Annotated in this window: 23 protein-coding genes; 8 read left to right on the top strand and 15 right to left on the bottom strand. The window is 60.2% G+C overall.

Annotation, left to right across the window (positions count from 1 at the left end; genetic code table 11):
• The first annotated feature begins 31 nt into the window (after positions 1 to 31).
• Positions 32 to 1,342, top strand: coding sequence for an MFS transporter (locus ACP7CZ_RS20185; protein ID WP_054898444.1), 1,311 nt, complete (start codon positions 32 to 34; stop codon positions 1,340 to 1,342).
• A gap of 48 nt (positions 1,343 to 1,390) precedes the next feature.
• Here ACP7CZ_RS20185 and ACP7CZ_RS20180 read toward each other — a convergent pair whose 3' ends face one another.
• Positions 1,391 to 2,095 carry an SDR family oxidoreductase gene (locus ACP7CZ_RS20180; RefSeq protein ID WP_200647825.1) on the bottom strand — a complete coding sequence of 235 codons (705 nt, stop codon included), beginning with the start codon at positions 2,093 to 2,095 and terminating at the stop codon, positions 1,391 to 1,393.
• 101 nt (positions 2,096 to 2,196) lie between these two features.
• On the opposite strand from ACP7CZ_RS20180, the gene ACP7CZ_RS20175 reads away from it, so the two are divergent.
• From ACP7CZ_RS20175 to rarD, 3 genes are all read left to right on the top strand, one after another.
• Complete coding sequence (locus ACP7CZ_RS20175; RefSeq protein WP_294172496.1) at positions 2,197 to 3,099, top strand: LysR family transcriptional regulator; 903 nt, start codon at positions 2,197 to 2,199, stop codon at positions 3,097 to 3,099.
• Between the two features lie 76 nt (positions 3,100 to 3,175).
• A complete protein-coding gene (locus ACP7CZ_RS20170) occupies positions 3,176 to 4,186 on the top strand; it encodes an aldo/keto reductase (protein ID WP_294172493.1) in 1,011 nt (336 codons plus the stop codon).
• Between the two features lie 36 nt (positions 4,187 to 4,222).
• Entirely contained in the window at positions 4,223 to 5,104 is an 882-nt protein-coding gene (gene rarD, locus ACP7CZ_RS20165) for an EamA family transporter RarD (protein WP_294362759.1), read from the top strand.
• Here the strand turns inward: rarD and ACP7CZ_RS20160 are convergent.
• The 7 genes from ACP7CZ_RS20160 to ACP7CZ_RS20130 form a co-directional block, all read right to left on the bottom strand.
• Entirely contained in the window at positions 5,073 to 5,855 is a 783-nt protein-coding gene (locus ACP7CZ_RS20160) for a fimbrial biogenesis chaperone (protein ID WP_052199965.1), read from the bottom strand. The genes rarD and ACP7CZ_RS20160 overlap by 32 nt on opposite strands.
• The gene (locus ACP7CZ_RS20155) at positions 5,852 to 6,886 is read right to left on the bottom strand and encodes a fimbrial protein (protein ID WP_080757688.1); all 1,035 of its coding nucleotides are present in this window, start codon (positions 6,884 to 6,886) and stop codon (positions 5,852 to 5,854) included. Before ACP7CZ_RS20155 ends, ACP7CZ_RS20160 begins: the two co-directional genes overlap by 4 nt.
• Positions 6,887 to 6,950: 64 nt before the next feature.
• Positions 6,951 to 9,623 carry a fimbria/pilus outer membrane usher protein gene (locus ACP7CZ_RS20150; RefSeq protein WP_294204400.1) on the bottom strand — a complete coding sequence of 891 codons (2,673 nt, stop codon included), beginning with the start codon at positions 9,621 to 9,623 and terminating at the stop codon, positions 6,951 to 6,953.
• 68 nt (positions 9,624 to 9,691) lie between these two features.
• On the bottom strand, positions 9,692 to 10,483 hold the full coding sequence (locus ACP7CZ_RS20145) for a fimbrial biogenesis chaperone (protein ID WP_229999370.1): 792 nt from the start codon (positions 10,481 to 10,483) through the stop codon (positions 9,692 to 9,694).
• Positions 10,484 to 10,576: 93 nt separating this feature from the next.
• Positions 10,577 to 11,140 carry a fimbrial protein gene (locus tag ACP7CZ_RS20140; protein WP_034127482.1) on the bottom strand — a complete coding sequence of 188 codons (564 nt, stop codon included), beginning with the start codon at positions 11,138 to 11,140 and terminating at the stop codon, positions 10,577 to 10,579.
• A 233-nt stretch (positions 11,141 to 11,373) separates the two neighbouring features.
• Positions 11,374 to 12,450 carry a 4-hydroxyphenylpyruvate dioxygenase gene (gene hppD / locus ACP7CZ_RS20135; protein WP_034127483.1) on the bottom strand — a complete coding sequence of 359 codons (1,077 nt, stop codon included), beginning with the start codon at positions 12,448 to 12,450 and terminating at the stop codon, positions 11,374 to 11,376.
• A gap of 246 nt (positions 12,451 to 12,696) precedes the next feature.
• Entirely contained in the window at positions 12,697 to 13,617 is a 921-nt protein-coding gene (locus ACP7CZ_RS20130) for a DMT family transporter (RefSeq protein ID WP_054898439.1), read from the bottom strand.
• Positions 13,618 to 13,694: 77 nt separating this feature from the next.
• Between ACP7CZ_RS20130 and ACP7CZ_RS20125 the strand changes: the two genes are divergently transcribed.
• Complete coding sequence (locus tag ACP7CZ_RS20125) at positions 13,695 to 14,582, top strand: LysR family transcriptional regulator (RefSeq protein ID WP_057975860.1); 888 nt, start codon at positions 13,695 to 13,697, stop codon at positions 14,580 to 14,582.
• Here the strand turns inward: ACP7CZ_RS20125 and ACP7CZ_RS20120 are convergent.
• The 5 genes from ACP7CZ_RS20120 to ACP7CZ_RS20100 are packed head-to-tail and all read right to left on the bottom strand — an operon-like array spanning position 14,573 to position 20,398.
• The gene (locus ACP7CZ_RS20120) at positions 14,573 to 15,619 is read right to left on the bottom strand and encodes a fimbrial protein (protein WP_294204399.1); all 1,047 of its coding nucleotides are present in this window, start codon (positions 15,617 to 15,619) and stop codon (positions 14,573 to 14,575) included. The two genes, ACP7CZ_RS20125 and ACP7CZ_RS20120, sit on opposite strands and share 10 nt — an antisense overlap.
• Positions 15,620 to 15,636: 17 nt before the next feature.
• Entirely contained in the window at positions 15,637 to 16,386 is a 750-nt protein-coding gene (locus ACP7CZ_RS20115) for a fimbrial biogenesis chaperone (protein WP_054919065.1), read from the bottom strand.
• Positions 16,386 to 19,007: a fimbria/pilus outer membrane usher protein gene (locus tag ACP7CZ_RS20110; protein ID WP_252950537.1), complete on the bottom strand. Its 2,622-nt coding sequence runs from the start codon at positions 19,005 to 19,007 to the stop codon at positions 16,386 to 16,388. Before ACP7CZ_RS20110 ends, ACP7CZ_RS20115 begins: the two co-directional genes overlap by 1 nt.
• Before the next feature lie 2 nt (positions 19,008 to 19,009).
• Entirely contained in the window at positions 19,010 to 19,792 is a 783-nt protein-coding gene (locus ACP7CZ_RS20105; protein ID WP_034127487.1) for a fimbrial biogenesis chaperone, read from the bottom strand.
• 45 nt (positions 19,793 to 19,837) lie between these two features.
• On the bottom strand, positions 19,838 to 20,398 hold the full coding sequence (locus ACP7CZ_RS20100; protein WP_054898434.1) for a fimbrial protein: 561 nt from the start codon (positions 20,396 to 20,398) through the stop codon (positions 19,838 to 19,840).
• A gap of 295 nt (positions 20,399 to 20,693) precedes the next feature.
• On the opposite strand from ACP7CZ_RS20100, the gene ACP7CZ_RS20095 reads away from it, so the two are divergent.
• Positions 20,694 to 22,238, top strand: coding sequence for an EAL domain-containing protein (locus ACP7CZ_RS20095; protein ID WP_252950539.1), 1,545 nt, complete (start codon positions 20,694 to 20,696; stop codon positions 22,236 to 22,238).
• A gap of 194 nt (positions 22,239 to 22,432) precedes the next feature.
• Positions 22,433 to 22,798, top strand: a complete 366-nt coding sequence (locus tag ACP7CZ_RS20090; RefSeq protein ID WP_014718508.1) for a histone-like nucleoid-structuring protein, MvaT/MvaU family — start codon at positions 22,433 to 22,435, stop codon at positions 22,796 to 22,798.
• 111 nt (positions 22,799 to 22,909) lie between these two features.
• Here the strand turns inward: ACP7CZ_RS20090 and ACP7CZ_RS20085 are convergent, their stop codons facing one another.
• The gene (locus ACP7CZ_RS20085) at positions 22,910 to 23,446 is read right to left on the bottom strand and encodes a DUF4946 domain-containing protein (protein WP_034127490.1); all 537 of its coding nucleotides are present in this window, start codon (positions 23,444 to 23,446) and stop codon (positions 22,910 to 22,912) included.
• Positions 23,447 to 23,624: 178 nt separating this feature from the next.
• On the opposite strand from ACP7CZ_RS20085, the gene gloA reads away from it, so the two are divergent.
• Positions 23,625 to 24,149 carry a lactoylglutathione lyase gene (gene gloA / locus ACP7CZ_RS20080; RefSeq protein WP_054898432.1) on the top strand — a complete coding sequence of 175 codons (525 nt, stop codon included), beginning with the start codon at positions 23,625 to 23,627 and terminating at the stop codon, positions 24,147 to 24,149.
• A 129-nt stretch (positions 24,150 to 24,278) separates the two neighbouring features.
• Here the strand turns inward: gloA and ahpF are convergent, their stop codons facing one another.
• Positions 24,279 to 25,844 (bottom strand): alkyl hydroperoxide reductase subunit F, encoded by a 1,566-nt coding sequence (ahpF, locus tag ACP7CZ_RS20075; RefSeq protein ID WP_054898431.1) that lies wholly within the window; start codon positions 25,842 to 25,844, stop codon positions 24,279 to 24,281.
• Positions 25,845 to 25,934 lie beyond the last annotated feature (90 nt).

Genomic DNA, 25,934 nt, shown 5'->3' with positions numbered 1-25,934 from the left:
CCGCGAAAAATCATAATAAAGAGAGAATCCCATGTCACAGAGCGCCACTGCCGCACTGGCCAGCGATGACGATAAAAACGCCATCTACAAGCGCATTACCCTGCGCCTGATCCCCTTCATTTTTATCTGCTATCTGTTCAATTACCTCGACCGGGTAAACGTTGGCTTTGCCAAGCTGCAGATGCTCGACGCGTTGAAATTCAGTGAAACCGTATACGGCCTGGGAGCCGGGATTTTCTTTATCGGCTACGTGCTATGCGGCGTGCCGAGCAACCTGGCGCTGACCCGGTTTGGCCCGCGGCGCTGGATCGCATTGATGATGATCGTGTGGGGTACGCTCTCCACATGCCTGCTGTTTGTGACCACGCCCACGCATTTCTACACCCTGCGCCTGTTTACCGGTGCCGCTGAAGCGGGCTTCTTCCCCGGCGTGGTGTTGTACCTTTCGCAGTGGTTTCCGACCTTCCGCCGTGGGCGAATCATGGCACTGTTCATGTCGGCGATCCCGGTGTCCGGTTTGCTCGGCAGCCCGTTTTCCGGCTGGATTCTGAATCACTTTGCCGCAGGCCAAGGTGGCTTGGCGGGCTGGCAGTGGATGTTCCTGCTGCAAGGCATCCCGACCGTGGTCCTCGGCGCCCTCGCCTACTTCCTGCTCAGTGACAGCTTCGCCAACGCCAAGTGGCTCAAGCCCCATGAGCGTGCGGTACTGGAAGCGGACCAGGCCACAGACCTGGCTAACAAGCCGAAAACCACCAGCGACTCCCTGGCCGAAGTGTTCAAGAACCCGGCGATCTGGGCATTCGGTCTGATCTACTTCTGCATCCAGAGTGGCGTGTATGCGATCAACTTCTGGCTGCCGTCGATCATCAAGAACATGGGCTTCAGCGACAACCTGGTGATTGGCTGGCTCAGCGCGATCCCGTATCTGTTGGCGGCGGTGTTCATGTTGCTGGTGGGCCGCTCTGCCGATTTGCGCAAGGAGCGCCGCTGGCATTTGGTGGTGCCGATGTTGATGGGCGCCATCGGCCTGGTGATCGCCGTTAACTTCGCCACTACGCCCGCTATCGCCATTCTCGGCCTGACCATCGCCACCATGGGCGCTCTGACCGGCCTGCCGATGTTCTGGCCGGTGCCCACCGCCATGCTCAGCGCGGGTGCGGCGGCGGGTGGCTTGGCGTTGATCAACTCCATGGGGCAGATGGCGGGTTTTCTCAGCCCGTATATCGTGGGTTTTGTGAAGGATGCCACCGGGTCTACGGATGTGGCGTTGTACCTGCTGGCGGCGGTGATTGTGGGCGGCAGTGTTCTTGCATTGCGGATGACGCGCACGCTCAAGGCCTGACGCCTTCAACGTGGGAGGGATCTGCTCCCTCCCACTTGGACCATGTATTTACAACAGGCCGCCACCGTCGATATCAACCACCGCACCGGTCATAAAGCCATTTTCCATGGCCAGTACATACCCCGCCGCCACTTCTTCAGCCTGCCCCACCCGCCCAACCGGCAACCCTTGGCCCGCCTTGGCAAACATTGCCAAGCGTTGCTCTTGGCCAAGCCCTGCATAGGCCGGTGTGTCTATCACCCCAGGGCTGATCACATTGACTCGACGCGGCGCCAGTTCTTTGGCCAGTTGTTTGCCCAAGGCCTCGGTCGCAGCGTTAATGCCCGTCTTGATGAACTGCCCTGCCGCCAACTTGCGCCCCAACTGGCCCGAGGTCAGGGTGATGCTGCCCTGTTCGTGCAAAAAGGGCAGCGCGTGTTGAATGGCGCGTAGTGCGCCCCAGAGCTTCACATCGAAGTTGTCCTGGGCTTCATCCAGGTCTGTTTCAATCAAAGGCTTGGCCCGCACCGAAGGCCCCGAGGTGTAGACCAGATGGTCAAAGCGCCCCACGGTTTCGAACAGTTGCTTTAACGAGGCGCTGTCGGTGACGTCCACCGGCTCGCTGCGCAGCCCGCTGTCGGAACCTGGCGCCAAGCGGCGCCCGGCCACGATCACATGCGCGCCTCGCGCCAAGGCTGCCTGGGCCACTGCCGCGCCGATACCGCTGCTGCCGCCGATGACGATGATGGTTTTACCGCTCAGAGAAGAGGTCATGAGAAAACTACCTGGGTCAGAAAGTGAGCGTTCATCTTCCCAGCTTGGTAATCGATGAAAAATCCGGGTAAAACGACAAGATATTTAAAGGATTTTTATCAATGAGCTCCATTCTCGACCTTGAAGTCTTCGTGCGCAGCGCTGACACCGGCAGCCTGACGGCCGCCGCCCGTGGCCTTGGCCTCACGCCGGCGGCTGCCAGCATTGCCCTCAAGCGCCTTGAAACCCGCCTCGGCATCCGCCTGCTCGCCCGCTCCACCCGCAGCATGCGCCTGACCGAAGAAGGCCGGCGTTACCTGGACAGTGTGCGGGTGGCACTGGAGGCGCTGTCGGACGGCGAGCACGCCATCAAGCAACAGGGCCAGAGCCTCAGTGGTTTATTGCAGTTGGCCGCGCCCTCGGACTTTGGTCGCAATGTGCTGCTGGGCTGGCTGGATGAGTTCAAGGTGGAGCACCCCACCATCCGTCTGCAACTGTTGCTCAATGACAGCAATGCCGACTTGTTTCGCGACACGGTCGACATCGCCTTGCGCTTTGGCGTGCCTAGAGACTCCAGCCTGGTGGCCCTGCCGGTGGTACCCGATCACCATCGCATTGCCTGCGCCAGCCCCGACTACCTGGCGCGCCATGGTACTCCGCATACGCCCGAAGATTTGGCCCACCACAACACGCTGCGCTATATGCGCCGGGGCCAGGCCAATAGCACCTGGTATTTCCGCCAGGGGGCGTTGCTTCAAGAAGTCGAGGTGAGCGGTGACTACCTCAGCGATGACGGCGAGATTGTCCGCCGCTGGGCGTTGGCGGGGCATGGCATTGCCTATAAGGCCAACCTGGATGTGGCCCGTGATATCCAGGCTGGGCGGTTGGTACCCTTGCTAACCGACTGGCAAGGCGAACCCTCGCCGTTCAACCTGATGTGCCCGCACCGCCTGCAAGTGTCGGAACGCGTGAAAGTGCTGCACCGTTTTTTACAGGCCCGCTGCCTGACTTTGCTACGCACATGAAGAAATGCCCCCAGGGCTTGTTCCAGAGCGCTCGGGTCTGGTATTGCATCACTTACATTTGCGTGAGGAGCTTTGCATGAATTACCGCACATTGGGCCAGTCCGGGTTAAAGGTCAGCGCTCTGACCCTCGGCACCATGATGTTTGGCGAACAGACCAGCACCGAAGATTCGCTGCGCATCATCGACAAGGCCTGGGACCAAGGCATCAATTTCATCGACACGGCGGACCTGTATACAGGCGGGCGCTCCGAAGAAATCGTCGGTGAGGCGATCGCGCGCAACCGCCAGGATTGGGTGGTGGCCTCCAAGGTTGGCTTCGGCCCTACCGATGGCGTGCCCAACCGCAGCGGTTTGAGCCGCAAGCGTCTGTTCAACGCGCTGGACGCCAGCCTGGCACGCCTGGATACCGACTACCTGGACATCTACTACCTGCACCGCGAAGACCACGACACGCCGTTGGAGGTGACCGTGTCCGCCATCGGTGACCTGATCCGCCAGGGCAAGGTCCGCTACTGGGGCCTGTCCAATTACCGGGGTTGGCGCATCGCTGAAGTGATTCGCGTGGCCGAACGCCTGGGCGTCGATAAACCCATCATCAGCCAGCCGTTGTACAACATCGTCAACCGTCAGGCCGAGGTCGAGCAGATCACCGCTGCAGCGGCCTATGGCCTGGGAGTGGTGCCGTACAGTCCACTGGCCCGAGGGGTCCTCAGCGGCAAGTACGCACCGGATGTCACGCCCGAGCCCGGCAGCCGTGCCGCGCGCCAGGATAAACGCATCCTGGAAACCGAGTGGCGAATTGAATCACTGCGCATTGCCCAGCAGATCCAGCAATACACCCAAGGGCGTGGCGTGGGGATCGTCGAGTTCGCAATCGCCTGGGTGCTGAACAATGCGGCGGTAAGCTCGGCGATTGTCGGGCCACGGACCGAGGCGCAGTGGGACGCCTACACCGGGGCGCTGGCGGTGAAGATCAGCGCTGAAGACGAGGCGTTCATTGATTCGTTGGTCACGCCGGGGCATTCGTCCTCGCCCGGGTTCAACGATGTCGGGCATTTTGTATCCGGTCGATTGGCACGCCTGTAGACTACCCGCGCAATAATTGGCTTTCGCGAGGAAAACGTGTCTAAAGGTGTGGTGTTATCGGTCTTGGCTTCGGTGTTGTTTGCCGTGATGTATTACTTCACATCACTGCTAACGCCCTTGAGTGGCCTGGAGATTTTCGGCTGGCGCATGTTGCTCACCGTGCCCTGCATGACGGTGTTCATGCTTGTCAGCGGCGAGTGGCGCCGGGTCTGGGAACTGCTGCGCATGCTCGCGGCCGAGCCACGGCTGATCGGCGGTGTGCTGGTGTCGTCGGCCTTGCTCGGCGTGCAGCTGTGGTTGTTCATGTGGGCGCCACTGAACGGGCGCAGCCTGGATGTGTCGGTCGGTTACTTCCTGCTGCCGCTGACCATGGTGCTCACCGGGCGCCTGGTGTGGGGCGAACAGCTTTCCTACCTGCAAAAGGTCGCGGTGTTTTTTGCCGGGCTCGGGGTACTCAACGAGTTATACCAGGCAGGTGGGTTCTCCTGGGCGACGCTGGTGGTGATCATCGGTTACCCGCTGTACTTTATCGTGCGTAAATACCTCAAGACCGACCACCTGGGCGGCCTGTGGCTGGACATGGCGCTGATGCTGCCGGTGGCATGGTGGTTTGTGCAAAGCGGCGAACAGGGCTTTGCAGTGATGGATGCCCACCCCAATCTGTATGCGCTGATCCCGATACTGGGTCTGATCAGCGCTTCGGCGTTGGTGAGCTATATCATCGCCAGCCGGCTGCTTGCGTTCAGCCTGTTCGGGCTGCTCAGTTATGTCGAGCCAGTGCTGTTGCTGGTGGTGGCGCTGCTGCTGGGTGAAGGGATCAAGGCAGGCCAATGGCTGACCTACATCCCGATCTGGATCGCGGTCATGGTGCTGGTGTTCGAAGGGTTCAAGCATCTGGTGCGGCAGCGTAGGGTTTGACCGACGAACAGTCGACAAACTGCAACTGTGCTTGATGATGTTGAGTAGCCCCATCATCATCCAAGGTGGTGAACTGTAATTGCGGGCCGGATAGGTCGCCGCTAGGCAACTCAGGTATCGCAACCCGTGCAGTAGCATAAGGTGCAACCATCGGCGGATCTTCGCTGTGATGCTCCACACCACCGAGTGTCAGAACCACACCAGACAAGGTCACGTGATACGCCGTGGGGTTGAGCACCTCCAACCCCACGTCGTCCCCTCGGCTTAGGCACCATTGAAGCGCATGAACCACGTCCTGTACCTTTCCCGGCAATTGGGCGGGCCGGAGGAAAAGCTTGATCCGCGTACGAAAGGCAAATTGCAGGGCGTTGGTTTCATCGGATGCCTCAACGCTCGGTCTGATTGCCAGTACGTTCAGCCAGTACACCGACTCCCGGTCTGCCACCTGTTTTGGCGTTTGATCATGCATGATCCGCAAGGCGCGCCCGGTACCCGCGTTCATACGGGCGATGGGTGGCGTAATCGTGAACGGCACATCACTGTTCTCGGGTGCCGCCATCGCATCGCCATCATCGATCCACGCTTGCACTAGGCGCGGACCGTCAGCCTCATTGTGCAGATTGACCACCACCGTGCGCGCGGTAACCGGGTAGATGACACGCGTGCGGTCAATCACGATTTCGCCCTGCACGGCGATTGCCTGCAAGCTCATCAGCACGCCCAGGCCCCCGCGCCAAAGCGCGCTGCTCATCGGTAGCTCATTGTGAATGACGCCAACCCGTTCGCGCTGCCGGGACGGATCGAGGAGGCGGTCTGGATATAACGTGCGGTCAAAGGGATCTGGACAGTCGCATTGCCAGTACTGCCGACCAGCCACTGATTCGGGTTCCCAATCGTCGTGGAGTCAGCCCCGTAGCGCACCAGCGTGTTCCCCCGTAGTAATTGCAGAGCAACGCCACTGGCCATAGAGGTACGGGTCAAGGACAGTACGTCGCTGCGATTAGCCGGCACGGTCTGGTCTGTCACCGTCACAAATACGTCACGCGTTGCCCCGCCGATGCCACCCGCACATGACAGTGTGATATTGCGGGTCACGCTGCCGGCGAAACTGCCCACGCCGCGAAAATCACGAGCAGCCACGGCCGGCATAGGCATGGCGACCGAAGGTGTTGAGACCCTGCAGGTGGGTTTTCGTGGCGCATTGATGGTGACGTTGGAGAAGTTCACTGCGTAATAGCCAGCGCCGGTGATGGGCGTGCCGGTGATCGTATACCTTGCAATGTTTCTGGCGGTGATCGTGCCACCCGTTATGGCGCCTGTGGCGACAAAATAAATTCGGGTATCAAGCCCAAGGACGATGGGCCTTGCTCTGGCATCTCCAACAATGAGTGTGACACCTGCCGTGTTGATGGCCATGAACGGCCGGTTCGGGTCCCTCGCCATCAGGGCAAACCCCACCCCAGGCACATTGGTGGCATACACTGGCATTGAAAGCCCGCTAGCGAAAAATGTCCGGCCCGTCGGCGTGCTATTGACCAGTGCCAGCCTGGCCTGTGCCCCTAAAGCAATTCGTGTGGTACACCGAAGCGCGGACGATGGAGGACTGTCGAAGCGATAGCCATTGGCGGACCCGACCACCTGCCCGATTTGCTGCCCGGCCGCAACCGTGATCGGGGGAATGGAAATATTCACCGCCGGGCCGGGGGCACAGGTGATCGCTTGAGCTTCCAGCGCCACCATCCATCCTCCCAGCACCACGCTGGCAAGTGAAAACCTAGTCATGAAAACAACACCTCTGTCATATCGAATAAGTCATGCGCCGCAACAGTCATCCATCGGCACTCACTCATAGCTGCCCCGCAACCTGGCGCCCTTGGCTTGCCACGCACACCCCCTGAAGGTAATCGGTAGTGGCCTGTCGTTGGCCCTCGGTGATCGGCGGCATGTGGTAGTAGATATCGCACTGCTCGGCGATTTTGCTGCCCCACTTGACGGTCAGACGACCTTCCTGCGGGATGTCTCGGACGAAGGCTTTACTGGCCTGCCCCACCACGCCTACCTCACGCCCTTGCGCATCAAATACCTGTGCTGCAAATGGCAGCGGGCTGCCATTCTCGTGGACGCCCTTGACCAGTACCGCCCGACCACTGAGCGTGTCGAACTTGACCAGCGATACTGCGCCCGAGGTCGGTACGACGTTGCGCGTCGACTCCTGGAGCTCTACATCCATCGACATGTCTTCCGGATCGATTTCCACCGTATTATTCTGGAACGCCGTCAGATTGGGCACGACAGCGAACCCGCTGCTGTTGACCCGTGCACCGCTGCTCCCCCCGAGCCTGGCCCCTTCTGCACCTGGCACATGCACCAGCGCCGAGGCTTCGCCTAGGCTTTGCGAGAACGCGATACCTTCGGCATGAACGACCACCCCACCATCGGCGCCAAACGAAAGCTGCGAGCTATCGCGGCTCTGGCTATATCCGGCACGCAGTTGGGTGGCATCCGTGCGATAGCCGGCATAGGTGTTGAACTGGCCGGAGTGCGTGCTTTCAGTGGTTGCGCGGCTGGCTGAAACACCGTAGTTGAGCGCGGTGTCCTCGCCCAGGAACCCGTTGATGCCCACCTGCTGCTGGCTGCCCCGTGTATCACCGGTGTCCCGGGAGAACGAAGTATTGATCGTCGGCGCTCGCGATTCGCCCCCCAGCGGCATCGACAGTGTGAGCATGTAGCGGTTATCGATACGCCCGGGTTGGCCGATACGCCCGAAAAACACATCGTCGCTGAGCTCGCTTTGGGTCAGTTGTCGCGTGTCCTGGACCCTGGAACGCTGTGCCGACAGGTTCCAGTTGACCTTGTTCCAGGTCGAGCCATAGCTGGCGGTGAATGAAACCTGGCGCCCTTCCTGTCCTCCCCAATAGTCGACGGAGCTGCCGTACAAGCTCAAGGTGCCGATACCCAACTGCTGGCTGACTGTCATGTCGAGCCGGCTTTTTTGCCGGGCATAGCTGTTGATGTCACCTGCCCGGCTCGCGATTTCGCGCACATTCAGTGCATCCTGCAGGTTCAGGTAACCCTCGGTGGAGAACCGATACGCACCCAGCGCAAAATGCGTACCCGAGGCCGGCAGGCTTTTGTTGTAACCCAGCCCCAGGCTTTGCCCGGACTGGCGCCCATGATCGGGCACCTCGGTATGGGAGGTGGCAGTGTCCAGAGAGAACGCACCGAAGGACGTATTCAACGCGATACCGAGCTTTCCCTGTTCATAGCCTTTGGAAACACTACCGCCACCGTAGACCGTCAGATCATCGGTCAAACCGTGCTGCAAAGTGCCTTGAAAGACGTTGGCGCCCTTCGCGTCAACGCCCTTTTGCTGCACCTTACCCAAGGTGGCGCTGTACTTTGTCGCGTCGGCGCGCAATAACTGCGGGGCCACCGAGTACGGCACGACGAAGGTGTTCCGACGCCCGTCGACTTCGGTCACGCTGACGATCAAATCACCACCGTAGCCGGTGGCATGCAGGTCACTGATAACAAAGGGGCCGGGCGGCACCGTGGTCTCATAAATGGTGTAGCCGTTCTGGCTGACCGTGACCGTTGCATTACTGTCGGCCGTCCCCCGAACCTGCGGTGCGTAACCTTGCTGCGTCTGCGGGCGCATCCGGTCGTCGGTGGCCAGAGTGACGCCCCGCACGCGCACCCCGTCGACAATCTGTCCGTTGCTGAAGGTGTCTCCGAGGGTCAGTTGTGACTGCCAGGGGATGATGCTGCGCTGTACATAAGTGGACGTGTTCTGATAAGTCTCAAAGCCAGTGCGGTTGCCCCAGGCCTGGGCGCCCTGATGTCGCAAGCGCCATGCACCCAGGTTGATACCGGCATTGAGGCCCAGGTAAGTACGACCGTCACCTTCACCTGCGGTGACCGTATTGGTACTGAAGTTGTAATTGAGCAGCCCGGCGGCAATGCCCTCATCCAACAACTCGGGGTCAATGTAGCCGCGCATGGAACGCTTCATGTAGGCCTGCGGCACGCTGGCCGCCAACTCGAGTGCACCCGGATCGAACGTGCTGGATGCCATCGGAATCCACTGCCCCAGGTCGCCGCAGTACTGGCCGGCGGCGGCAGGGTTCGAGAGTTCGCGCCCATGGGCATCAGTATCGACTTTATCCATCGCGATACCGATTTTTTCCAATACTTCACGACTCAAGCACGGCTGCGCCCCGGTCTTTGCATGGGCCGCAACAAACTCCACCTCCCTGCGCCCCAGGGTCTGGCCGTTGACTACGATATCTACGCGGTATACGCCAGGGCTCATCTGGTTGCTGGTATTGAACCGTGACGTGTCAACCGACGACGCCAGGCCACTGGAGAATGCGTTCAGATCAAAGCTCAACTCAGCCGCAAGCGCGACATCGCTGGCGATCACGGCCGCACTCATCAAACCGCCCAGCATTATCGTGCGATGCTGGAATGGCAAAATCGGGGCGCAGCGATGCACCCGTACTTGGATGTGACTAGGCATAGTTATGACTTCAGTGGACGCTGAGAAATGTACGTTTGCTTGCCATCAGCAACGTTTAGGGGCCGCGTTCAGCGGTGCAATACAGCAGGCTGCGCGGATGAAAAGCCGCCGAAATCGTTGATGTAAGTGAAATCCACCCGCGCATCGGCGGGTATTACCTTCGCGGCTTTCGGCACCGGCACCTTCAACGTGCCTCCTGGCTCCACCATGCCCTCCGTCAGGGACAGTTTTTCCGCTTCGGGACCAGAGCCCATGAGCAGGACAATGTCGTTGAAGGTGACGTGATACGCCGAGGGGTTATGCACCTGTATCACGCTGCCTTGGGCGCCCCGTTCCACGGACCAGCGCAACAGCCCAGGCGCCTCCTCGGGTGTTCCAGGTAACTGCGCCGGACGAAAAAACACTTTGGTGCGGATACGAAACGCGAACTTGAAGTGATTCCGCTGGCTGTCTTCAAGCGTGGGGTCAAACTCACTGGCAGCGCCAGGCACTTCGAGTACGTTCAACCAGAACAGCGACTCTCTATCCGTCGGCAGCGGTGCCTTGGTGTAGGACAGGCGCATGGACTGACTTTTGCCGGCGTCCAGGCGAAATACCGGAGGAGACAGGACGAAAGGCACATCGCTCAGTGTCGGCGCTTCCTGCGCGTCACCCGCGTCCAGCCACGCCTGGACCAGGCGGGGCGCGTGTTTGTCATCATTGGTTACTCGCACGGTGACCTCACGTCGCGGCTCGGGGTAAATCTGTCGCGTACCGTCGATAACCACTCCCGCGTGCACCGTGTGCGATGCCATCCCCAAGGCCAGGCTCAGCGCGACCCGCACCACACGACGACTCAAGATCATCAGTAAATCCTGCATCAGGTAATCCTTGAAAACGGTTGTCCTGCGCCCGACCACTGGGTCGAGCGAGGATCTCAGGCAACAAACGCAGTGGTCATCAGCCTGGCTGCATCAAGGAAAGGTGACCGAGTACTGCACGCTGCTGGTGACATTGCCCGCGCCTGCCGCTCCGCCGTTGGCGATGTAGCGTGCGTAAAACGGCAAGGTCGCCAGACCACTGGTAACGGTGGCAACGGTCGAGTTATTACCTGTGCGCAAGTCCATTGGCGTGTTGGAAGCCCCATCGAGAATTTGTACCTCTACCCGGGAGGCGGGTGTCGCCGTTGCCGTGTTACGCAGGTTGCCGGTTGCCGGGTTGATGCCAGGGCTGGTCGGTTCATAACGTACGGCGACCTTGGTACCGTCCGGACACCCGCCCGAGCCGCCCACATACACAAAGTAGCGCTTGGCGCCTGCCGTATCGCCTGCTGCCTTGAGAGCCGAGGTTTGTACGCGGTCAAGCACTACCGGAAAGTTGGCGCCTGAGCCTGGCGAGGCCCCGGTACCGCCGCTGATGGTGCAGGTGGTGCCACTGACCGAGCCGGTGATCGTGATGGTACCGTCTGCCGCATGCGCGGAGCTGGCAGCGAAGCCGCACAAAGCGAGCACTGCAGCCGCCAGAGTTTGTTTTGTCATAATCAGTCTTTCCTCACAATTGGGGTTCGCGAAACGCAAGGTTGCGACACAGGAGAAGATCAGCTCTTGCGTCACTCCTGAGTGGAAGCCATGTCGACTCCGTTCCCCTGCCCCGAGGATTTGTCTGTTACAAGATCGGTCAGACCTGTTTGGCAGGCAAAAAAAGGCTCCGTACCTTTCGATACGGAGCCTGTGCGTGAAGCGCCGGAACAGCCTGCCCGGCCTCACATGGATCAGTCGGCGGTCAAGACCCCACGACGCACCTGGTCGCGCTCGATCGACTCGAACAGTGCCTTGAAGTTGCCCTCGCCAAACCCATCGTCGCCTTTGCGCTGGATGAACTCGAAGAACACCGGGCCCATCAGGGTTTCCGAGAAGATCTGCAACAGAAGACGCTTGTCACCGGCAATCGACGAGCCGTCCAGCAGGATGCCGCGCGATTGCAACTGGTCCACTGGTTCACCGTGGTTCGGCAGGCGGCCTTCGAGCATTTCGTAATACGTGTCTGGCGGCGCCGTCATGAAGCGCATGCCGATCTTCTTCAGTGCATCCCAGGTCTTGACCAGGTCGTCGGTGAGGAACGCGACGTGCTGGATACCCTCACCGTTGAACTGCATCAGGAACTCTTCGATCTGCCCGGCCCCCTTGGACGACTCCTCGTTCAACGGGATACGGATCTTGCCGTCCGGCGCGCTCATGGCCTTGGAGGTCAGGCCGGTGTACTCGCCCTTGATATCGAAATAACGCGCTTCGCGGAAGTTGAACAGCTTCTCGTAGAAGTTGGCCCAATAGATCATGCGCCCGCGATAGACGTTGTGGGTCAGGTGGTCGATGACCTTCAGGCCAGCGCCTACCGGGTTGCGATCAACACCTTCGAGGTAGACGAAGTCGATGTCGTAGATCGAGTTGCCTTCGCCGAACCGGTCGATCAGGTACAACGGCGAACCGCCAATGCCTTTGATCGCCGGCAGGTTCAGCTCCATCGGGCCGGTGTCGATGTGGATCGGCTGGGCGCCCAGCTCCAGGGCACGTTTGTAGGCCTGTTGCGAGTCCTTGACGCGGAACGCCATGCCGCACACCGACGGGCCATGCTCGGCCGCGAAGTAAGAAGCGAGGCTATCGGGTTCGTTGTTGAGGATCAGGTTGATCTCGCCCTGGCGATACAGGTGCACGTTCTTGGAACGGTGGGTCGCCACTTTGGTGAAACCCATGATCTCGAAGATCGGCTCCAGGGTGCCTGGGGTGGGCGATGCAAATTCGATGAATTCAAAGCCCATCAGGCCCATTGGGTTGTCGAGTTGGTCGGTCATGTTCGGTGCCTCATCATTCTTGTGGGTAGCAATTGTTTAGTTGCAAGCAAGGATGAGGCTGGAGGGTGGCGCACAAGAAAGGCCTCGCACGCTGCGGGCGAGGAAGTCACCAAAGATGAGGGGGGAGCCAAGTAGCTTCATGGTGTCATCAGTCTCTGACGGCCGAGGCTTGCGTGAGCGCAAGTCCATATTCTTGTATGCGTAAACTGATTCTACACAGCGTAACCAGGTTTGTCCGTACTCTTATCAAATCCCCATTGCCCTGCCCCGCGCAAGGGGTTTGTTGCACAGGTAGATGCCCAACAGGATGACCGCGCCACCCGCCAGCATCGGCACCGTCAAGGCTTCGTCCAGCAGCAACGCGCCACATATCACCGCTGTCAGCGGGTTGAGGGCGATGAACACCCCGGAGCGGGTCGCGCCGATTCGCCGGATGCCGTCGTAGTAACCAATATAGGCCAGGGCCGAACCCAGCACACCCAGGTACAGCAGGCTGTACCACTGCGCCAGCTGCAGCGCGCTGAAACCTTGCAGCGTCAGCCGACCGGTGGCGAGGGTGGCAAGGGTCAACATCAGCGTACCCCACAGCACCGACCAAGTGACGGTTTGCACCGGCCCCAACGTCTGGTTGAGTTCCCGAGACAGCAGCGAATAGGCCCCCCAGGCCATTACGCAGCCCAGGATCAACAGGTCACCGATCCAAGCGTTGCGGGCCCCCTGCATGAGGTTGGGATTGCGGCTCACGATCACCACAGCCGCCCCCACCAGGCACAGCCCGATACCCAGCCACTTGGCCCGGCCCAGGCGCTCCTTGAACAACAACCAGGACGCCAGGCCGATCACTGCCGGGTTCAATGCCACGATCAAGGACGCCCGCGACGCATTGATGTAGTGAAGGCCATAGAAAAAACACAGGTTGTAGAAAAAGATGCCGCATAGGCCCAGCAGTACCAGCCGCGCCATTTGCCCTGTAGTTGGGCGCGCCAGTGGGATGCGCGCGCAGGCCAGGAACAGCAGCAACGCGAGGCTGGCCAGGATAAACCGCAGGCAGGCCGCGAGCAGCGGGTCCACGTGATCGGCCAGAAAGCGCCCGGCGACGAAGGTCCCGCCCCAGATCATGGTGACAGCGGCCAGCTTCAGGTAAGTGAGGCCTTCGCGGGCATGCATAAGAATGTGCTCAACGTGAGAAAGGATGGGACTATTCTTTTACTAATGATTTGTCATCGTAAAACAAGGCTTTACTCATGACCCTGACCCAGCTGGAAATCTTCTCCCTGGTCGCCGAACTCCGAGGCTTCACCAGTGCGGCGCATCGCCTGGGCATCAGCCAATCGGCGGTGTCCCATGCGATCAAGGCCCTGGAGCAGGAACTGGGGGTAGAGTTGTTTCGCCGGCACCAGACCCTGGTGGAACTGAGCGATATCGGCGCGCAGTTACTTGGGCGCGCACGGGGCATGCTGGGCCTGGCCAACACCTTGCAGCAGGAAGCCGCCGATGCCCGCGGGATGAAGCGCGGTACATTGCGTATAGGGTCGTTCGGCCCCACCGCTTCGAACCGTTTGCTACCAACCATTCTCAGCCACTTTCGAAGGGACTATCCGGGTATCGAGGTACATATAGACGAAGGGCCGGACCGGCAGGTCGTTCAATGGCTGGATCAGCGCCGGGTGGATGTGGGCTTCGTGGTACTGGAGCAGGAACGCTTCGACACCGTGGCCCTGCTCGAAGACCAACTGGTGGCGCTGATACCGGTCGGCCATGCCTTGGCGGCAAGCATGGCGGTACCTTTGAAAGCGTTGTGCGATGACCCGTTCATCCTGACCGAGGCAGGCTCAGCAGAGCTGGTCACGCGGTTGTTTGGTGAAGCGCAGTTGCAACCTAAAGTGCGTTATCGCTGCACTCAGCTACTTACTACCCTGGAAGCTGTAAGCCGCGGCGACGGCCTGAGTATCGTGGCCCAGGGCTCACTGCCGGCCGATGCCGACCAGCGCTACGTTGCCCGCCCGTTGTCACCGGGCGTACCGCGCCGCATAGGCCTGGCGGTGCTGGATCGCCGCCAGGCCTCTCCCGCAACCCTGGCGTTTATCGCACTGGCGCAAACGCTGTACCCTGATCCCGGGGCTCACCGGTAACTCAGGGTAAACGAGGCCAGGCCGTTGGCGGTACCAGGCTTGATGGTCGACGCGGTTTGAACGTAACGGGCGGTCAAGGGAATCGTCAGGGCGCCGTTGCCCGTGTTTGCGACCTGCCATTGGTTCGGGTTGCCCACGCCGGAGGAATCGGGCCCATAGCTTACCAACCGATCGCCACTGAGCAATTGCAGGGCGACGCCGCGGGCGTGCGAGTTGCGGGTCAAGGACAACTGGTTACTGCGGTTGCCGGGTTCCGTCTGGTCAGTCACGGTGATCCATACATCCAGGATGCCGCCGGTGCCGCCGGCACAGTCCAGGGTTATGTCGCGACTAACGCTGCCGGCGCTGCTGCCGACTCCCTTGAAATCACGGCTGGGCACCTGCCCCAGCGGCATTGCAAGCGACGGCGTGGTCACCCGGCAAGTTGGCTTTTGCGGCGGCAATATCACCGTATCGGCGAAGTTGACCGAGGCAGCGCCGGGGCTTTCGATATTGACATTGGTCAGCATATACCTGGCGACTGTGTTCCCAGGGATGGTGCCCGAGGTGATCGGGCCCGTCGCCACCAGATACACGCGCCCTTGCAGGCCCCAGCCATTGGGTTTGTTGTGCTTGGTGTCCAACAGCGTGACGCCGGTGTGGGTGATGACCTTCAAATGCTGGGACGGATCCCCGGCCATCATGACGAACCCGACGCCAGGGTAGCTGGTCGCATAGACCGGCAACGTCAGCCCATTTGCGTTGAACGTTATGCCGGTCGCCGGCGAATTGACCACGCTGATGTTGGCCGACACCGGCTGCGACAATGGCCAGTCGGTGTAGCGGCACCGCATGACAAAGCCATTGCCGGCGAAGTCATAGCCACTTGGGTAGCCAATCGCCTCGCCCACCTGCAGGTTGTCAGGCAGGGTGATGGGCGGGACGAACAGCGTCACCGGGGCTTGGGGGGTACAGACGCCTGCATTGAAATGCGCCTGTGCGTCCATCGCGACTGCGCAAATACTCAAGCACACGCCAATCTGTAAAAACCTGAACATAAATTGCCGGACACCGTTCATATCGCCAAATCCTTCGTGTGCCCCAAAGACACTGTGTGCGTACGCGTCATGCCATGGTCATCCAGGGTGGTAAATCGCAGCGCGACCGTACCCTGCCCCCACGGCGCCGGGCCCTCCAGCACGATGCGGGCAACCGAGCGCGGCAACAGCATCGGCGGGGCCTCACTGTGGTACTCGACGCCATCGACGGTCAGCAACACGCTGGAAAGCGTCACATGAAAGGCACTGGGATTGCGCACCTGCAGGACCGGGCCGTCGCCTGCCAGGCGCCACTGCAACGTATCCACCGCCTGCTGCGCTTGGCCTGGCAACGCGTCCGGGCGCAGGAAGAGCTTGATCCGTGTGCGAAAGGCAAATTGCAGCTGGTTGCCGGTGTCGACAGACGGGCGGATCCCCAGCACATTCAGCCAGTACACCAACTCCTGAGGCACGGCCATGGCCTTGTCTTGGGTCGCGTGGTACATCACCCGCAATGCGCGGTGCTTGCCGGCATCCAGGCGCAGGATCGGCGGGGTCACCGTAAAGGGCACATCACTGGACTCGGGCGCGACCTGCGGGTCCCCCGCATCGATCCACACCTGGGCCAATCGCGGGCCGTCGGCCTCATTGTGCAGGTTGACCGTTACCCCAGCGGCGCTGGCCGGGTAAATGATGCGCGTGCGGTCAATGACGATTTCCCCATGGGCCAATACTGTCTGCACCGCCAGGGCCAGGCCAAGCAGCACGCGGAGCAATCGATGAGTCATCAACTGCGCTCCTCGTCCGCATCACCATGGTCGGCACATTGACTGACCAACTGGTCCGCGCTTTCCTGGCGTTGCTCGGGCCTGCGCGGCGGCAAACGGTAATGGATGAAGCACTGGTCAGCCGCCCCTGCATTCCAGCGCACCGTCAACCGCCCCTGGTCGGCAACCCCGCGCACAAAAGCCTTGCCAGCCTGGCCGATCACGCCGATTTCGACGCCGCGCTCGTCAAACACTTGCGCGGCAAATGGCAACGGCTTGCCACCCATATGAGTGGCCTTGATCACCACGGCACGGCCACTGACGGTCTCGAACCTGACCAGTGAGACGGCTCCCAGCGTCGGCACCACGGCGTGACTCGATTCCTTGAGTTCGACATCCATGGGCATGCCCTCGGGATCGATATCTACTTCATTGCGCTGATAAGCCCTGAGGGCTGGCAGCACCGCATAACCCTGCTTATCGATACGCGCCCCGCTGCTGCCGAGCCGGGCACCTTGTGCATCCGGCGCATACACCAGTGCCGAGGCTTCACCGAGGTTTTGCGCGAAAGTCACGCCACCCTCGTGGGCTATCAGCCCGCCATCGGCACTCATGGATAGTTGCGAACTGTCGCGGGCCTGGGCATAGCCGGCCCGCAGGCTTGCAGCCCGGCTGCGATAGCCCGCGTAGGCATTGAAGCTGGAGCCTTGCTGGTGGCCCGTGCCACGGCTGCCAGTCAGCCCGTAGCTGGCTTCACCGGTGTCACCCAGCAAACCATTGATTCCCACCTGATGCTGGCTGCCGCGTGAATCGCCAGCATCGTGCGACAGGCTGCTGCTCAGGGTTGGCGCACGCGTTCCTGCGCCCAATGGCATGGACAGTGTCAGAACCAGGTGATTATCCACGCGCCCGGCTTGCGCCGACCGGCCAAAAAAGATTTCGTCGCTGCGCTCGTGATCGTTCAATTGATGGGTTTCACTGACACGCGAGCGCTGCGCCGAAAGGTTCCAGTTGAGTGACTTCCAATTAGCCGCATAACTGAGGGTGAAGGATGTCTGGCGCCCTTGGCGGCCCGCCCAGTAGTCGATGGAGCTGCCATACAGGCTCAGCGAGCCTGCGCCCAACTGCTGGCTGATTGTCAGGTCGAGGCGGCTTTTCTGCCTCGCGTAACTGTTGATACTCCCGCCTTGGCGGGCCAGTTCCCGCACATTGAGCGCATCAGGCAGGTTCAGGTACCCGTCCGTGGAGAAACGATAGGCGCCCAGCGCAAAGTGCGTTCCCGAGAACGGCAGGTTCTTGTTATAGGCCAGGCCCCAGCTTTGCCCGCCGACTACGCCCAGCCCCAGAACTTGGGTGCGCGAGTGGGTGTTGTCGAGGGAGAACGCGCCAATCGGAGTACTCATCGCCAGGCCGGCTTTGGCCTGGCCGTAGCCTGGGGAAAGCGTACTGCCACCATAGGCGCTCAGACGATCGCCCAGGCCATGCTGCAGCGTACCCTGCAAGATCAGCGGGCTGGCATCGCTGACGCCGTATTGCTGCAACTGCCCCAAGGTCACGCTGTAGTGGCTGGCACCGTCACGCAGCAGGTAAGGCACCACGGAGTAAGGCACCACGAAGCTGCTGCGCCGGCCGTCGACCTCGGTGACGCTGACGTGCAGGTCGCCGCCGTACCCGGTGGGGTACAGGTCATCGATGACAAACGGCCCCGGGGCCACTGTGGTTTCGTAGAGGGTGTAGCCGTTCTGGCGCACTGTCACCGTTGCATTGCTGTCGGCAATGCCTCGCACCTGAGGCGCATAGCCTTGTTGCGACTGGGCAAGCATGCGGTCATCGGTGGCCAGGGTGATGCCGCGTACACGCACACCGTCGAGGATCTGGCCACTGCTGAAGCTGTCGCCGACGGTCAGTTGTGAACGCCAGGCGCCAAGGGACCGTTGCAGGTAGGTGGCGGTGTGTTGATAACGCGCCAGGCCGCTACCGGATGCCCACGCCTGCCCACCCTGATGGCGCAGTCGCCAGTCGCCCAGGTTGAGACCGCCGTTGAGGCCCAGGTAGCCACGATCCTCACCGGCGCCCGCTGTCGCCGTCGCGGCACTGAAGTTGTAGTTGAGCAGCGCGGCGTCAATGCCATTGTCCCATTCAGACGGGTCAATGTAGCCGCGCGCGGAACGGTTGATATAGATCTGCGGGATGCTGACATCCAGGGTCAGGGTCTCGATATCGACGCGGCTGCTGGCCATGGGTATCCACTCGGCAAAATCCCGGCAGGCATGCTCGGTGTTATCCGCCAGCGCCTGCACAGAAACCCCCAGTTGGCCAAGCTCGGCAGCGTTCAGGCAAGGCTGGGCGTCGTCCTGTCCGGCAAGGGGGGCGAAGGTGATCTCGCGGCGCCCCATCGATTGCCCGTTGAGCATCACATCTACGCGGTAAACACCTGGCGCCAACACGTTGCTGGTATTGAAGCGTGAGATATCTGCCGAAGAGGACAGGCCGCTGGCGAACGCCTCGATGTCAAACACCAGTGGCGCGGCTTCTGCCGACATCAATAAGGTACTGAGCAGGCCCAGCCACAGCAGTAAGTTGGGGTTGGCAAACAGCCAGGCCGTAAAGCGGTGAACGGGTATTTGCAATAAGGCATACATGATCAGAACTTCAGGGGAGCACGCTGCGGCACGGAGAATGCGCCGTAATCATTGATGTATTTGAAATGCACCTGGGCGTCGGCGGGTATTGCTTGTGCGACATCCTTGACGGGCAGCTTCAGGCTGCCGCCGGGGGGCACCATGCCCTCTCCCGCCGGTAACAGGCGAGCACCCGGGCCCGAGCCCATGGCCAAGGCAACCTCATTGAAGGTCACGTGATAAGCCGATGGGTTGTGCACTTCCAGTAGCGGCCCCTGGGCACTCCGGTGCAGGGTCCAGCGTAAGTGGGTGGGCGCCTCGTCCGCGGAGCCCGGCAATTGGGCCGGGCGGAAAAACACTTTGGTGCGGATACGAAAAGCGAACTGCAGGTGGTTCGAAGGGGCCTCTTGCGGGCTGCCCGGTGCCACGTTGACCTTGGGCGGTATCTCCAAGGCGTTGAGCCAGAACAACGATTCGCGGTCATCCGGCAGTGGGTCCTGGGTATACACCAGTCGCACTACCTGGCTTTTGCCCGCGTCCATGCGAAACACAGGTGGCGACAGGCTGAACGGCACGTCGCTGCCGGTGGGGTCTTGCGCCGGGTCGCCTTGGTCCAGCCACACTTGGACCAGGCGCGGCGCTCGCTGATCGTCATTGGTCAGGCGCAGCGTGATTTCTCGACGCTGCTGCGGATAGATGTGCCGCGTGCCGTCGATCACTACGCCGGCGTGAGCGGCGGACAGCAACCCGACACTGGTCAGCAGTGCGCTCAGCAGGGGGGTCACTAGCAATGTCCGGGCAAGCATTTCGTCTGTCCTTGCCTGGCGCACGGCCAGGCAACGGGGCCTCGATCAGGGGAACGTCACCGAATACAGCACTTGCGTACTGACCGGGCCTGGCGTAGCAGTGCCCGTGGCAATGTATTGGGCAGCAAAGGGCAGCGACACCTCGCCGCTTGCCGGGACTTTCGCGGGGCTGGAGTTCTGGCCCAGGCGCAAATCCATGGGCTGGTGGGTGACGCCATCCACAAGTTGCACCTCAACGAGGGTGGCAGGCGTCGGCTTGGCGGGTGCCTGGTTGACCAGGTTACCGGTCGCCGGATTGATCGCGGGGCTGCTGCTCTCATACATCACGGCGACGGTCGTATCCTTCGGGCAGGAACCGACATGGATGTAATAGGGTTTCGCCCCGGCAGTCTGGCCGGGCGCCTTGAGCGCGCTGGCCTGGACCTTGTTGAGTGGCACCGAAAAGTCCGGGCTGGTGCCGGGCGCAGAGCCCGTGCCACCGCTGATGCTGCAAGTGGTGCCGGTGATTTCACCGGTCAAGGTGATCTTGCCGTCTGCGGCGACAACAGGCAAAGCGGCAACGCCGGTGACCGCCAGAAATACAACGGCCAATGCGATAGTTTTCATTACAGATACTTCCTCGTGAATGTCAGTGAAAGAGTTGCAAGCCATGACTCATCAATCGAAGGGCGAGACGCGGCCCTCCCGCCAAAATTGGGCTGAGCGGCTATGAAAGAGGCTGTAGGGATTAAGGGCTACCGAGTCTCTTACGTTTTGCAATGAAGTTTATGTTGCCAAGTTGAAGTGCCCGCCACAACTGACCGAACGGCTAGGTCAGTAGGCGTTAAACAAGTGAGCAGCCCCGTGCAATGCCATCTATCATCGGCAGAGCCCACTCTCTTTTTCACGATTGACTGCTCCCATGCCCCTGACCGTCAAAGGCCCACGAAGCCGAGCCGCACGCTATTTCATCAGCACCCTGTGCGGGCTGCTGCCCATTCTGTTGGGGGTGGTAATTCTTTACTGGCAAGCCGAACGCACGCTCGAGCAAAGCACAGCGCAAACCGCTCAAGAAGCGGTGCGCCAGTTCGACCTGATGCTGGACAATACCGCCATCGCTGCCCAGGCTTTGCTGCCGCTGGCCGGTAAACCTTGTGACAGCGTCGCCAAGTTGGCGCTACGTGAACAAGTCACGCGCCGGCCGTTTGTGCGGGCCACGACGCTGTCCTGGCAGAAAAACATCTATTGCAGTTCGTTGTTTGGCGGTCGCTACCAATCGCCCGTCAACCCGGACGACTATGTCGATGGGCGCCTGTGGTTGATGAATGGCAACCCCGTTACACCCGATACCGCGCTATTGGTGTATCGCCTGGTGGAAGGCGATCAAGGCGCGTTTGCCTCGGTTGACGGTTACCACCTCACCAACGCCTTGCGCCTGATCAGCCGTTACGCGCACTTGGTACTGCACGTCGGCCCGAACTGGCTGGGTGCCGACGGCAAGGTGCATCAAGGCGCGCTGCCGGTATTTGCCGTGGCGCCACAACGCCTGGCTTCCGAGCGCTATCAATACAATGTCGAGGCCGGGATGCCCGAGGGTGAAGTCTGGCGCTACATGCAGGCGCGGTATCCGGCGCTGTTCAGCCTGGTGGTGTTCTTCGGGATATTGGCGGGGCTGCTCGCTCACTGGCTGCAAAAACGCTCGTCCGCGCCGACCCACGAGTTACAACGCGCCTTGGGAGCCAATGAGTTCATCCCGTATTTCCAACCGGTGGTACGGGGTGACACACGCCAATGGGCCGGCTGTGAGGTCCTGATGCGCTGGAAGCATCCCAAAGAAGGCCTGGTGCGCCCGGACCTGTTTATTCCCCTGGCCGAAGACTCTGGCCTGATCGTGCCGATGACCCGTGCCCTGCTGCGCCAGACCGCCGTGCAATTGGCGCCCCATGCCGCACGCTTCAGCCCTGGCTTTCATATCGGCGTGAACATCACAGCCCGCCATTGCCAGGACATGGCGCTGGTGCAGGACTGCCGGGAATTCCTCGCCGCGTTCCCACCCGGCCAGGTCACCCTGGTGCTGGAGTTGACCGAGCGGGAACTGATCGAACCCACCGAGACCACCCGCCGCCTGTTCGAGGCGCTGCATCAAATGGGGGTCATGATCGCCATTGATGACTTCGGCACCGGCCACTCCAGCTTGGGCTATTTGCGCAATTTCAATGTCGACTACTTGAAGATCGATCAAAGCTTTGTCGCCATGATCGGTGCGGATGCGCTGTCGCGGCATATTCTAGACAGCATCATAGAGTTGTCGGTCAAGCTGGATCTAGGCATTGTTGCCGAAGGCGTGGAAACAGCCCAACAGTGTGAATACCTCGTTGCCCAGGGCGTGGATTTCCTACAGGGTTACCTGTTTGGTCGACCATTACCCTGCGATGAATTCATTAAGTCGTTGGGTATCGTTGAATAGTCGTGTACGACCTACCATGAAAGATTGGTCTTTCTTTAAAAGACATGATTTACTCGAGATGAATTAACTACTACAATTTTTTCTGCCTGTGCAGAACTCGCAGAAGGGTCTTTTTCGTTGACGTGGCTTAACGTTCTTGGCTTATAGCTTTGTCTGCAGTTGATATCAGCAACTACATTATTGGAGTATAGATTTTGTCCAGACTCGCCGAATTTCGCGCAGCAGAAAAAGCCCTTCAAGAGCAGCTTGCCCAGCTGGAATCCTTGAAGAACGACGCTGGCCTGAAGAAAGAAATCGAATTCGAAGAAAAGCTCAAGACGCTGATGGGCAAATACGACAAAAGCCTGCGCGATGTGATCGCCATCCTCGATCCAGCGCCACGCAAAGGCGGCGCACCGGCCGCCGCGGCGCCAAAACAGCGCCGCGCACGGGTGGTCAAGGTTTACCACAACCCGCACACCGGCGAGCTGATCGAGACCAAAGGTGGCAACCACCGCGGCCTCAAAGCCTGGAAAGAGCAGTACGGCGCCGCCACTGTAGACTCCTGGCTTCGCGGCTGAAACATGTACTAAAAAATAGCCCCGCATACGCGGGGTTTTTTTTGCTCTAACGGTTCGGAATCGAACTTAACTCAGGGTTCGTATTGTTCAAATTCGCTCAGCTTGAACCTGTCAAAGTTTCAGACTGTTGCGCACCAGACTGACTTCCTCCTTGCTCGCCTCGTACGCTTGCGCCTGGCCTGCGTATGAAAAAACATAGGCTTTGTCGACATCCAGCGCACCGACTAATGTTTGCGACAATACGTGTCGACCGTTCTCGGTAATCACACAGGTAGTTTCCAACGCATCAAGACGACTCAATGTCGTGGGGTGCATTTTGCTGCACACGCTTTGATAACCACCACGGGCAAAGTCTTTCTGGATCGACTTGCGCATCTCCAGCAACACGCCGGGAAGATTAACTTTATGGCCGGCCTCAATCGGCGTTCCGGTCAACTCCATTACCATCAACGTGGCGCCATTTTCATCATTCTTGATCGCTCGCTGCCGGGACACTGCTTGGGGTTTGACAGGGAGCTCGCCGTCAGGCACGACTTCTTCGACCTGCCAACCGCTGGGCCAATGGACTTCCGGCTCGGCTGCCAACACAAACGAGCTGCCCAACAACACGCACACAGCACTCAACAGTGGCCTACGAAACTCGATCATTGCAAAAACACCCAAGGTTCCAGCCGCAAAGTGTGCGTCCCGGCACGCGCTGACTGCAAGGGTTGGGCGCGCTTTTTCATTTGGCGCAGCCGGTGCGGCTTGCGTATCATGGCCCGCCTGCATGGGCGCAGGCCGCAAGCCAATGGACCGCTCATCTCACATTTTTTCTGGAGGGCCCATGAGCCTGCACGAATTGAACACCTTCCCGGGCGTCACTGCCCAACCCGACAACGCCACGGCGAACTTTGTGTTCAACCACACCATGTTGCGGGTCAAGGACATCACCAAGTCGCTGGACTTCTACACGCGCATCCTCGGTTTCTCCCTGGTCGAGAAACGTGACTTCCCGGAAGCCGAATTCAGCCTGTACTTCCTGGCCCTGGTGGACAAGGCCCAGATCCCGGCCGACGCGGCCGAGCGCACCCAGTGGATGAAGTCGATTCCGGGCATTCTCGAACTGACCCACAACCACGGCACCGAAAACGATGCCGACTTTGCCTACCACAACGGCAACACCGACCCGCGTGGTTTTGGCCATATCTGCATCTCGGTGCCGGACATTGTCGCGGCGTGCGAACGTTTCGAAGCCTTGGGTTGCGACTTCCAGAAACGCCTGACGGATGGCCGTATGAAGAGCCTCGCGTTCATCAAAGACCCGGATGCTTATTGGGTGGAGATCATCCAGCCGGCGCCGATGTCATAAGCACTGCGTGACGGGGAGCGTCACCGGATGCATTCCCATGCGGAGCGTGGGAACGAGAATCCCGCGCCGGGCGTGGGAACGAGAAAAACCCCATGATCGCTCATGGGGTTTTTTATTTGCAGCTCAGGATTACGCCGGAGCAGAGGTGCGGATCAAGTGATCGAACGCGCTCAACGAAGCCTTGGCGCCCTCGCCTACTGCTATCACGATCTGCTTGTACGGCACAGTCGTTACGTCTCCGGCGGCGAACACGCCAGGCAGTGAAGTCTCGCCACGGGAATCGACAATGATCTCGCCACGCGGCGACAGCTCTACGCTGCCTTTGAGCCAGTCGGTGTTGGGCAGCAAGCCAATCTGCACAAAGATGCCTTCCAGGTCGATGGTCTTGAACTCACCAGTGTCGCGGTCCTTGTAGGCAAGGCCGGTGACTTTCTGGCCATCGCCTTTGACTTCACTGGTCAACGCGCTGGTGATTACATCCACGTTCGGCAGGCTGTAGAGCTTGCGTTGCAACACGGCATCGGCGCGCAGCTTGCTGTCGAATTCAAGCAAGGTGACATGGCTGACGATACCGGCCAGGTCAATGGCCGCTTCTACGCCGGAGTTACCGCCGCCGATCACCGCCACACGCTTGCCCTTGAACAGCGGGCCATCGCAATGCGGGCAGAAGCACACGCCCTTGGCCTTGTATTCCTGCTCGCCGGGCACACCCATCTCTCTCCAGCGGGCGCCTGTGGCCAGGATCACGGTCTTGGACTTGAGGGTCGCACCGCTTTCGAAGCGAATTTCGTGCAGCTCACCGGCATTTTTTGCCGGAATCAAGCTACTGGCGCGTTGCAGGTTCATGATATCCACGTCGTACTGACGCACATGGGCTTCCAGTGCGCTGGCCAGTTTCGGCCCTTCGGTTTCCTGTACCGAGATAAAGTTTTCGATGGACATGGTGTCCAGCACCTGGCCACCAAAGCGTTCAGCCGCCACACCGGTACGAATACCTTTACGTGCCGCATAGATGGCAGCCGAAGACCCGGCCGGGCCACCGCCAACTACCAGGACGTCGAAGGCATCCTTGGCGCTGATTTTCTCCGCGGCTTTCTCGATACCGCTGGTGTCGAGCTTGGCGAGGATTTCTTCCAGGCCCATACGGCCTTGGCCAAAGTTGACCCCGTTCAAGTAGACACTCGGGACCGCCATGATCTGGCGCTCATCGACTTCAGCCTGGAACAGCGCGCCATCAATCGCAACGTGGCGGATGTTCGGGTTCAGCACGGCCATCAGGTTCAGCGCCTGGACCACGTCCGGGCAGTTCTGGCACGACAGCGAGAAGTAAGTCTCGAAGCTGAACTCGCCTTTGAGGGCGCGGATCTGTTCAATCACTTCGACACTGGCCTTCGACGGGTGGCCACCGACTTGCAGCAGGGCCAGCACCAGCGAAGTAAATTCATGGCCCATGGGGATACCGGCGAAACGCAGGCTGATCTCGGCACCCGGGCGGTTGATGGAGAACGATGGCTTGCGCCCATCATTGCCATCGGTGTTCAGAGTAATCAGCGTGGATAGGCTGGTTACGTCCTGCAAAAGAGCAAGCATTTCCTGGGATTTCGCACCGTCGTCGAGGGAGGCGACGATCTCGATCGGCTGGGTGACCCGTTCCAGGTATGACTTCAACTGAGCTTTAAGATTGGCGTCCAACATACGGGCGATTTCCTGTTCATTCGGTTTATTGCAGACAAAAAAACGCCCGAGCGAATCTCGCCCGGGCGTTTTGAGGGCGGATGCAGCTTA

Source organism: Pseudomonas sp. DWP2-2, from assembly GCF_049897065.1.
Taxonomy (GTDB): domain Bacteria; phylum Pseudomonadota; class Gammaproteobacteria; order Pseudomonadales; family Pseudomonadaceae; genus Aquipseudomonas; species Aquipseudomonas paracarnis.
This window is presented reverse-complemented; position numbering and strand designations above follow the sequence as displayed.

Bases quoted from the DNA above. Each gene is read 5' to 3' on its own strand.
- ACP7CZ_RS20185 (WP_054898444.1), top strand. From the start codon at position 32: ATGTCACAGAGCGCCACTGCCGCACTGGCCAGCGATGACGATAAAAAC.
- ACP7CZ_RS20180 (WP_200647825.1), bottom strand. From the start codon at position 2,095: ATGACCTCTTCTCTGAGCGGTAAAACCATCATCGTCATCGGCGGCAGC.
- ACP7CZ_RS20175 (WP_294172496.1), top strand. From the start codon at position 2,197: ATGAGCTCCATTCTCGACCTTGAAGTCTTCGTGCGCAGCGCTGACACC.
- ACP7CZ_RS20170 (WP_294172493.1), top strand. From the start codon at position 3,176: ATGAATTACCGCACATTGGGCCAGTCCGGGTTAAAGGTCAGCGCTCTG.
- ACP7CZ_RS20160 (WP_052199965.1), bottom strand. From the start codon at position 5,855: ATGAGCAGCGCGCTTTGGCGCGGGGGCCTGGGCGTGCTGATGAGCTTG.
- ACP7CZ_RS20155 (WP_080757688.1), bottom strand. From the start codon at position 6,886: ATGACTAGGTTTTCACTTGCCAGCGTGGTGCTGGGAGGATGGATGGTG.
- ACP7CZ_RS20150 (WP_294204400.1), bottom strand. From the start codon at position 9,623: ATGCCTAGTCACATCCAAGTACGGGTGCATCGCTGCGCCCCGATTTTG.
- ACP7CZ_RS20145 (WP_229999370.1), bottom strand. From the start codon at position 10,483: ATGCAGGATTTACTGATGATCTTGAGTCGTCGTGTGGTGCGGGTCGCG.
- ACP7CZ_RS20140 (WP_034127482.1), bottom strand. From the start codon at position 11,140: ATGACAAAACAAACTCTGGCGGCTGCAGTGCTCGCTTTGTGCGGCTTC.
- hppD (WP_034127483.1), bottom strand. From the start codon at position 12,450: ATGACCGACCAACTCGACAACCCAATGGGCCTGATGGGCTTTGAATTC.
- ACP7CZ_RS20130 (WP_054898439.1), bottom strand. From the start codon at position 13,617: ATGCATGCCCGCGAAGGCCTCACTTACCTGAAGCTGGCCGCTGTCACC.
- ACP7CZ_RS20125 (WP_057975860.1), top strand. From the start codon at position 13,695: ATGACCCTGACCCAGCTGGAAATCTTCTCCCTGGTCGCCGAACTCCGA.
- ACP7CZ_RS20120 (WP_294204399.1), bottom strand. From the start codon at position 15,619: ATGTTCAGGTTTTTACAGATTGGCGTGTGCTTGAGTATTTGCGCAGTC.
- ACP7CZ_RS20115 (WP_054919065.1), bottom strand. From the start codon at position 16,386: ATGACTCATCGATTGCTCCGCGTGCTGCTTGGCCTGGCCCTGGCGGTG.
- ACP7CZ_RS20110 (WP_252950537.1), bottom strand. From the start codon at position 19,007: ATGTATGCCTTATTGCAAATACCCGTTCACCGCTTTACGGCCTGGCTG.
- ACP7CZ_RS20105 (WP_034127487.1), bottom strand. From the start codon at position 19,792: ATGCTTGCCCGGACATTGCTAGTGACCCCCCTGCTGAGCGCACTGCTG.
- ACP7CZ_RS20100 (WP_054898434.1), bottom strand. From the start codon at position 20,398: ATGAAAACTATCGCATTGGCCGTTGTATTTCTGGCGGTCACCGGCGTT.
- ACP7CZ_RS20095 (WP_252950539.1), top strand. From the start codon at position 20,694: ATGCCCCTGACCGTCAAAGGCCCACGAAGCCGAGCCGCACGCTATTTC.
- ACP7CZ_RS20085 (WP_034127490.1), bottom strand. From the start codon at position 23,446: ATGATCGAGTTTCGTAGGCCACTGTTGAGTGCTGTGTGCGTGTTGTTG.
- gloA (WP_054898432.1), top strand. From the start codon at position 23,625: ATGAGCCTGCACGAATTGAACACCTTCCCGGGCGTCACTGCCCAACCC.
- ahpF (WP_054898431.1), bottom strand. From the start codon at position 25,844: ATGTTGGACGCCAATCTTAAAGCTCAGTTGAAGTCATACCTGGAACGG.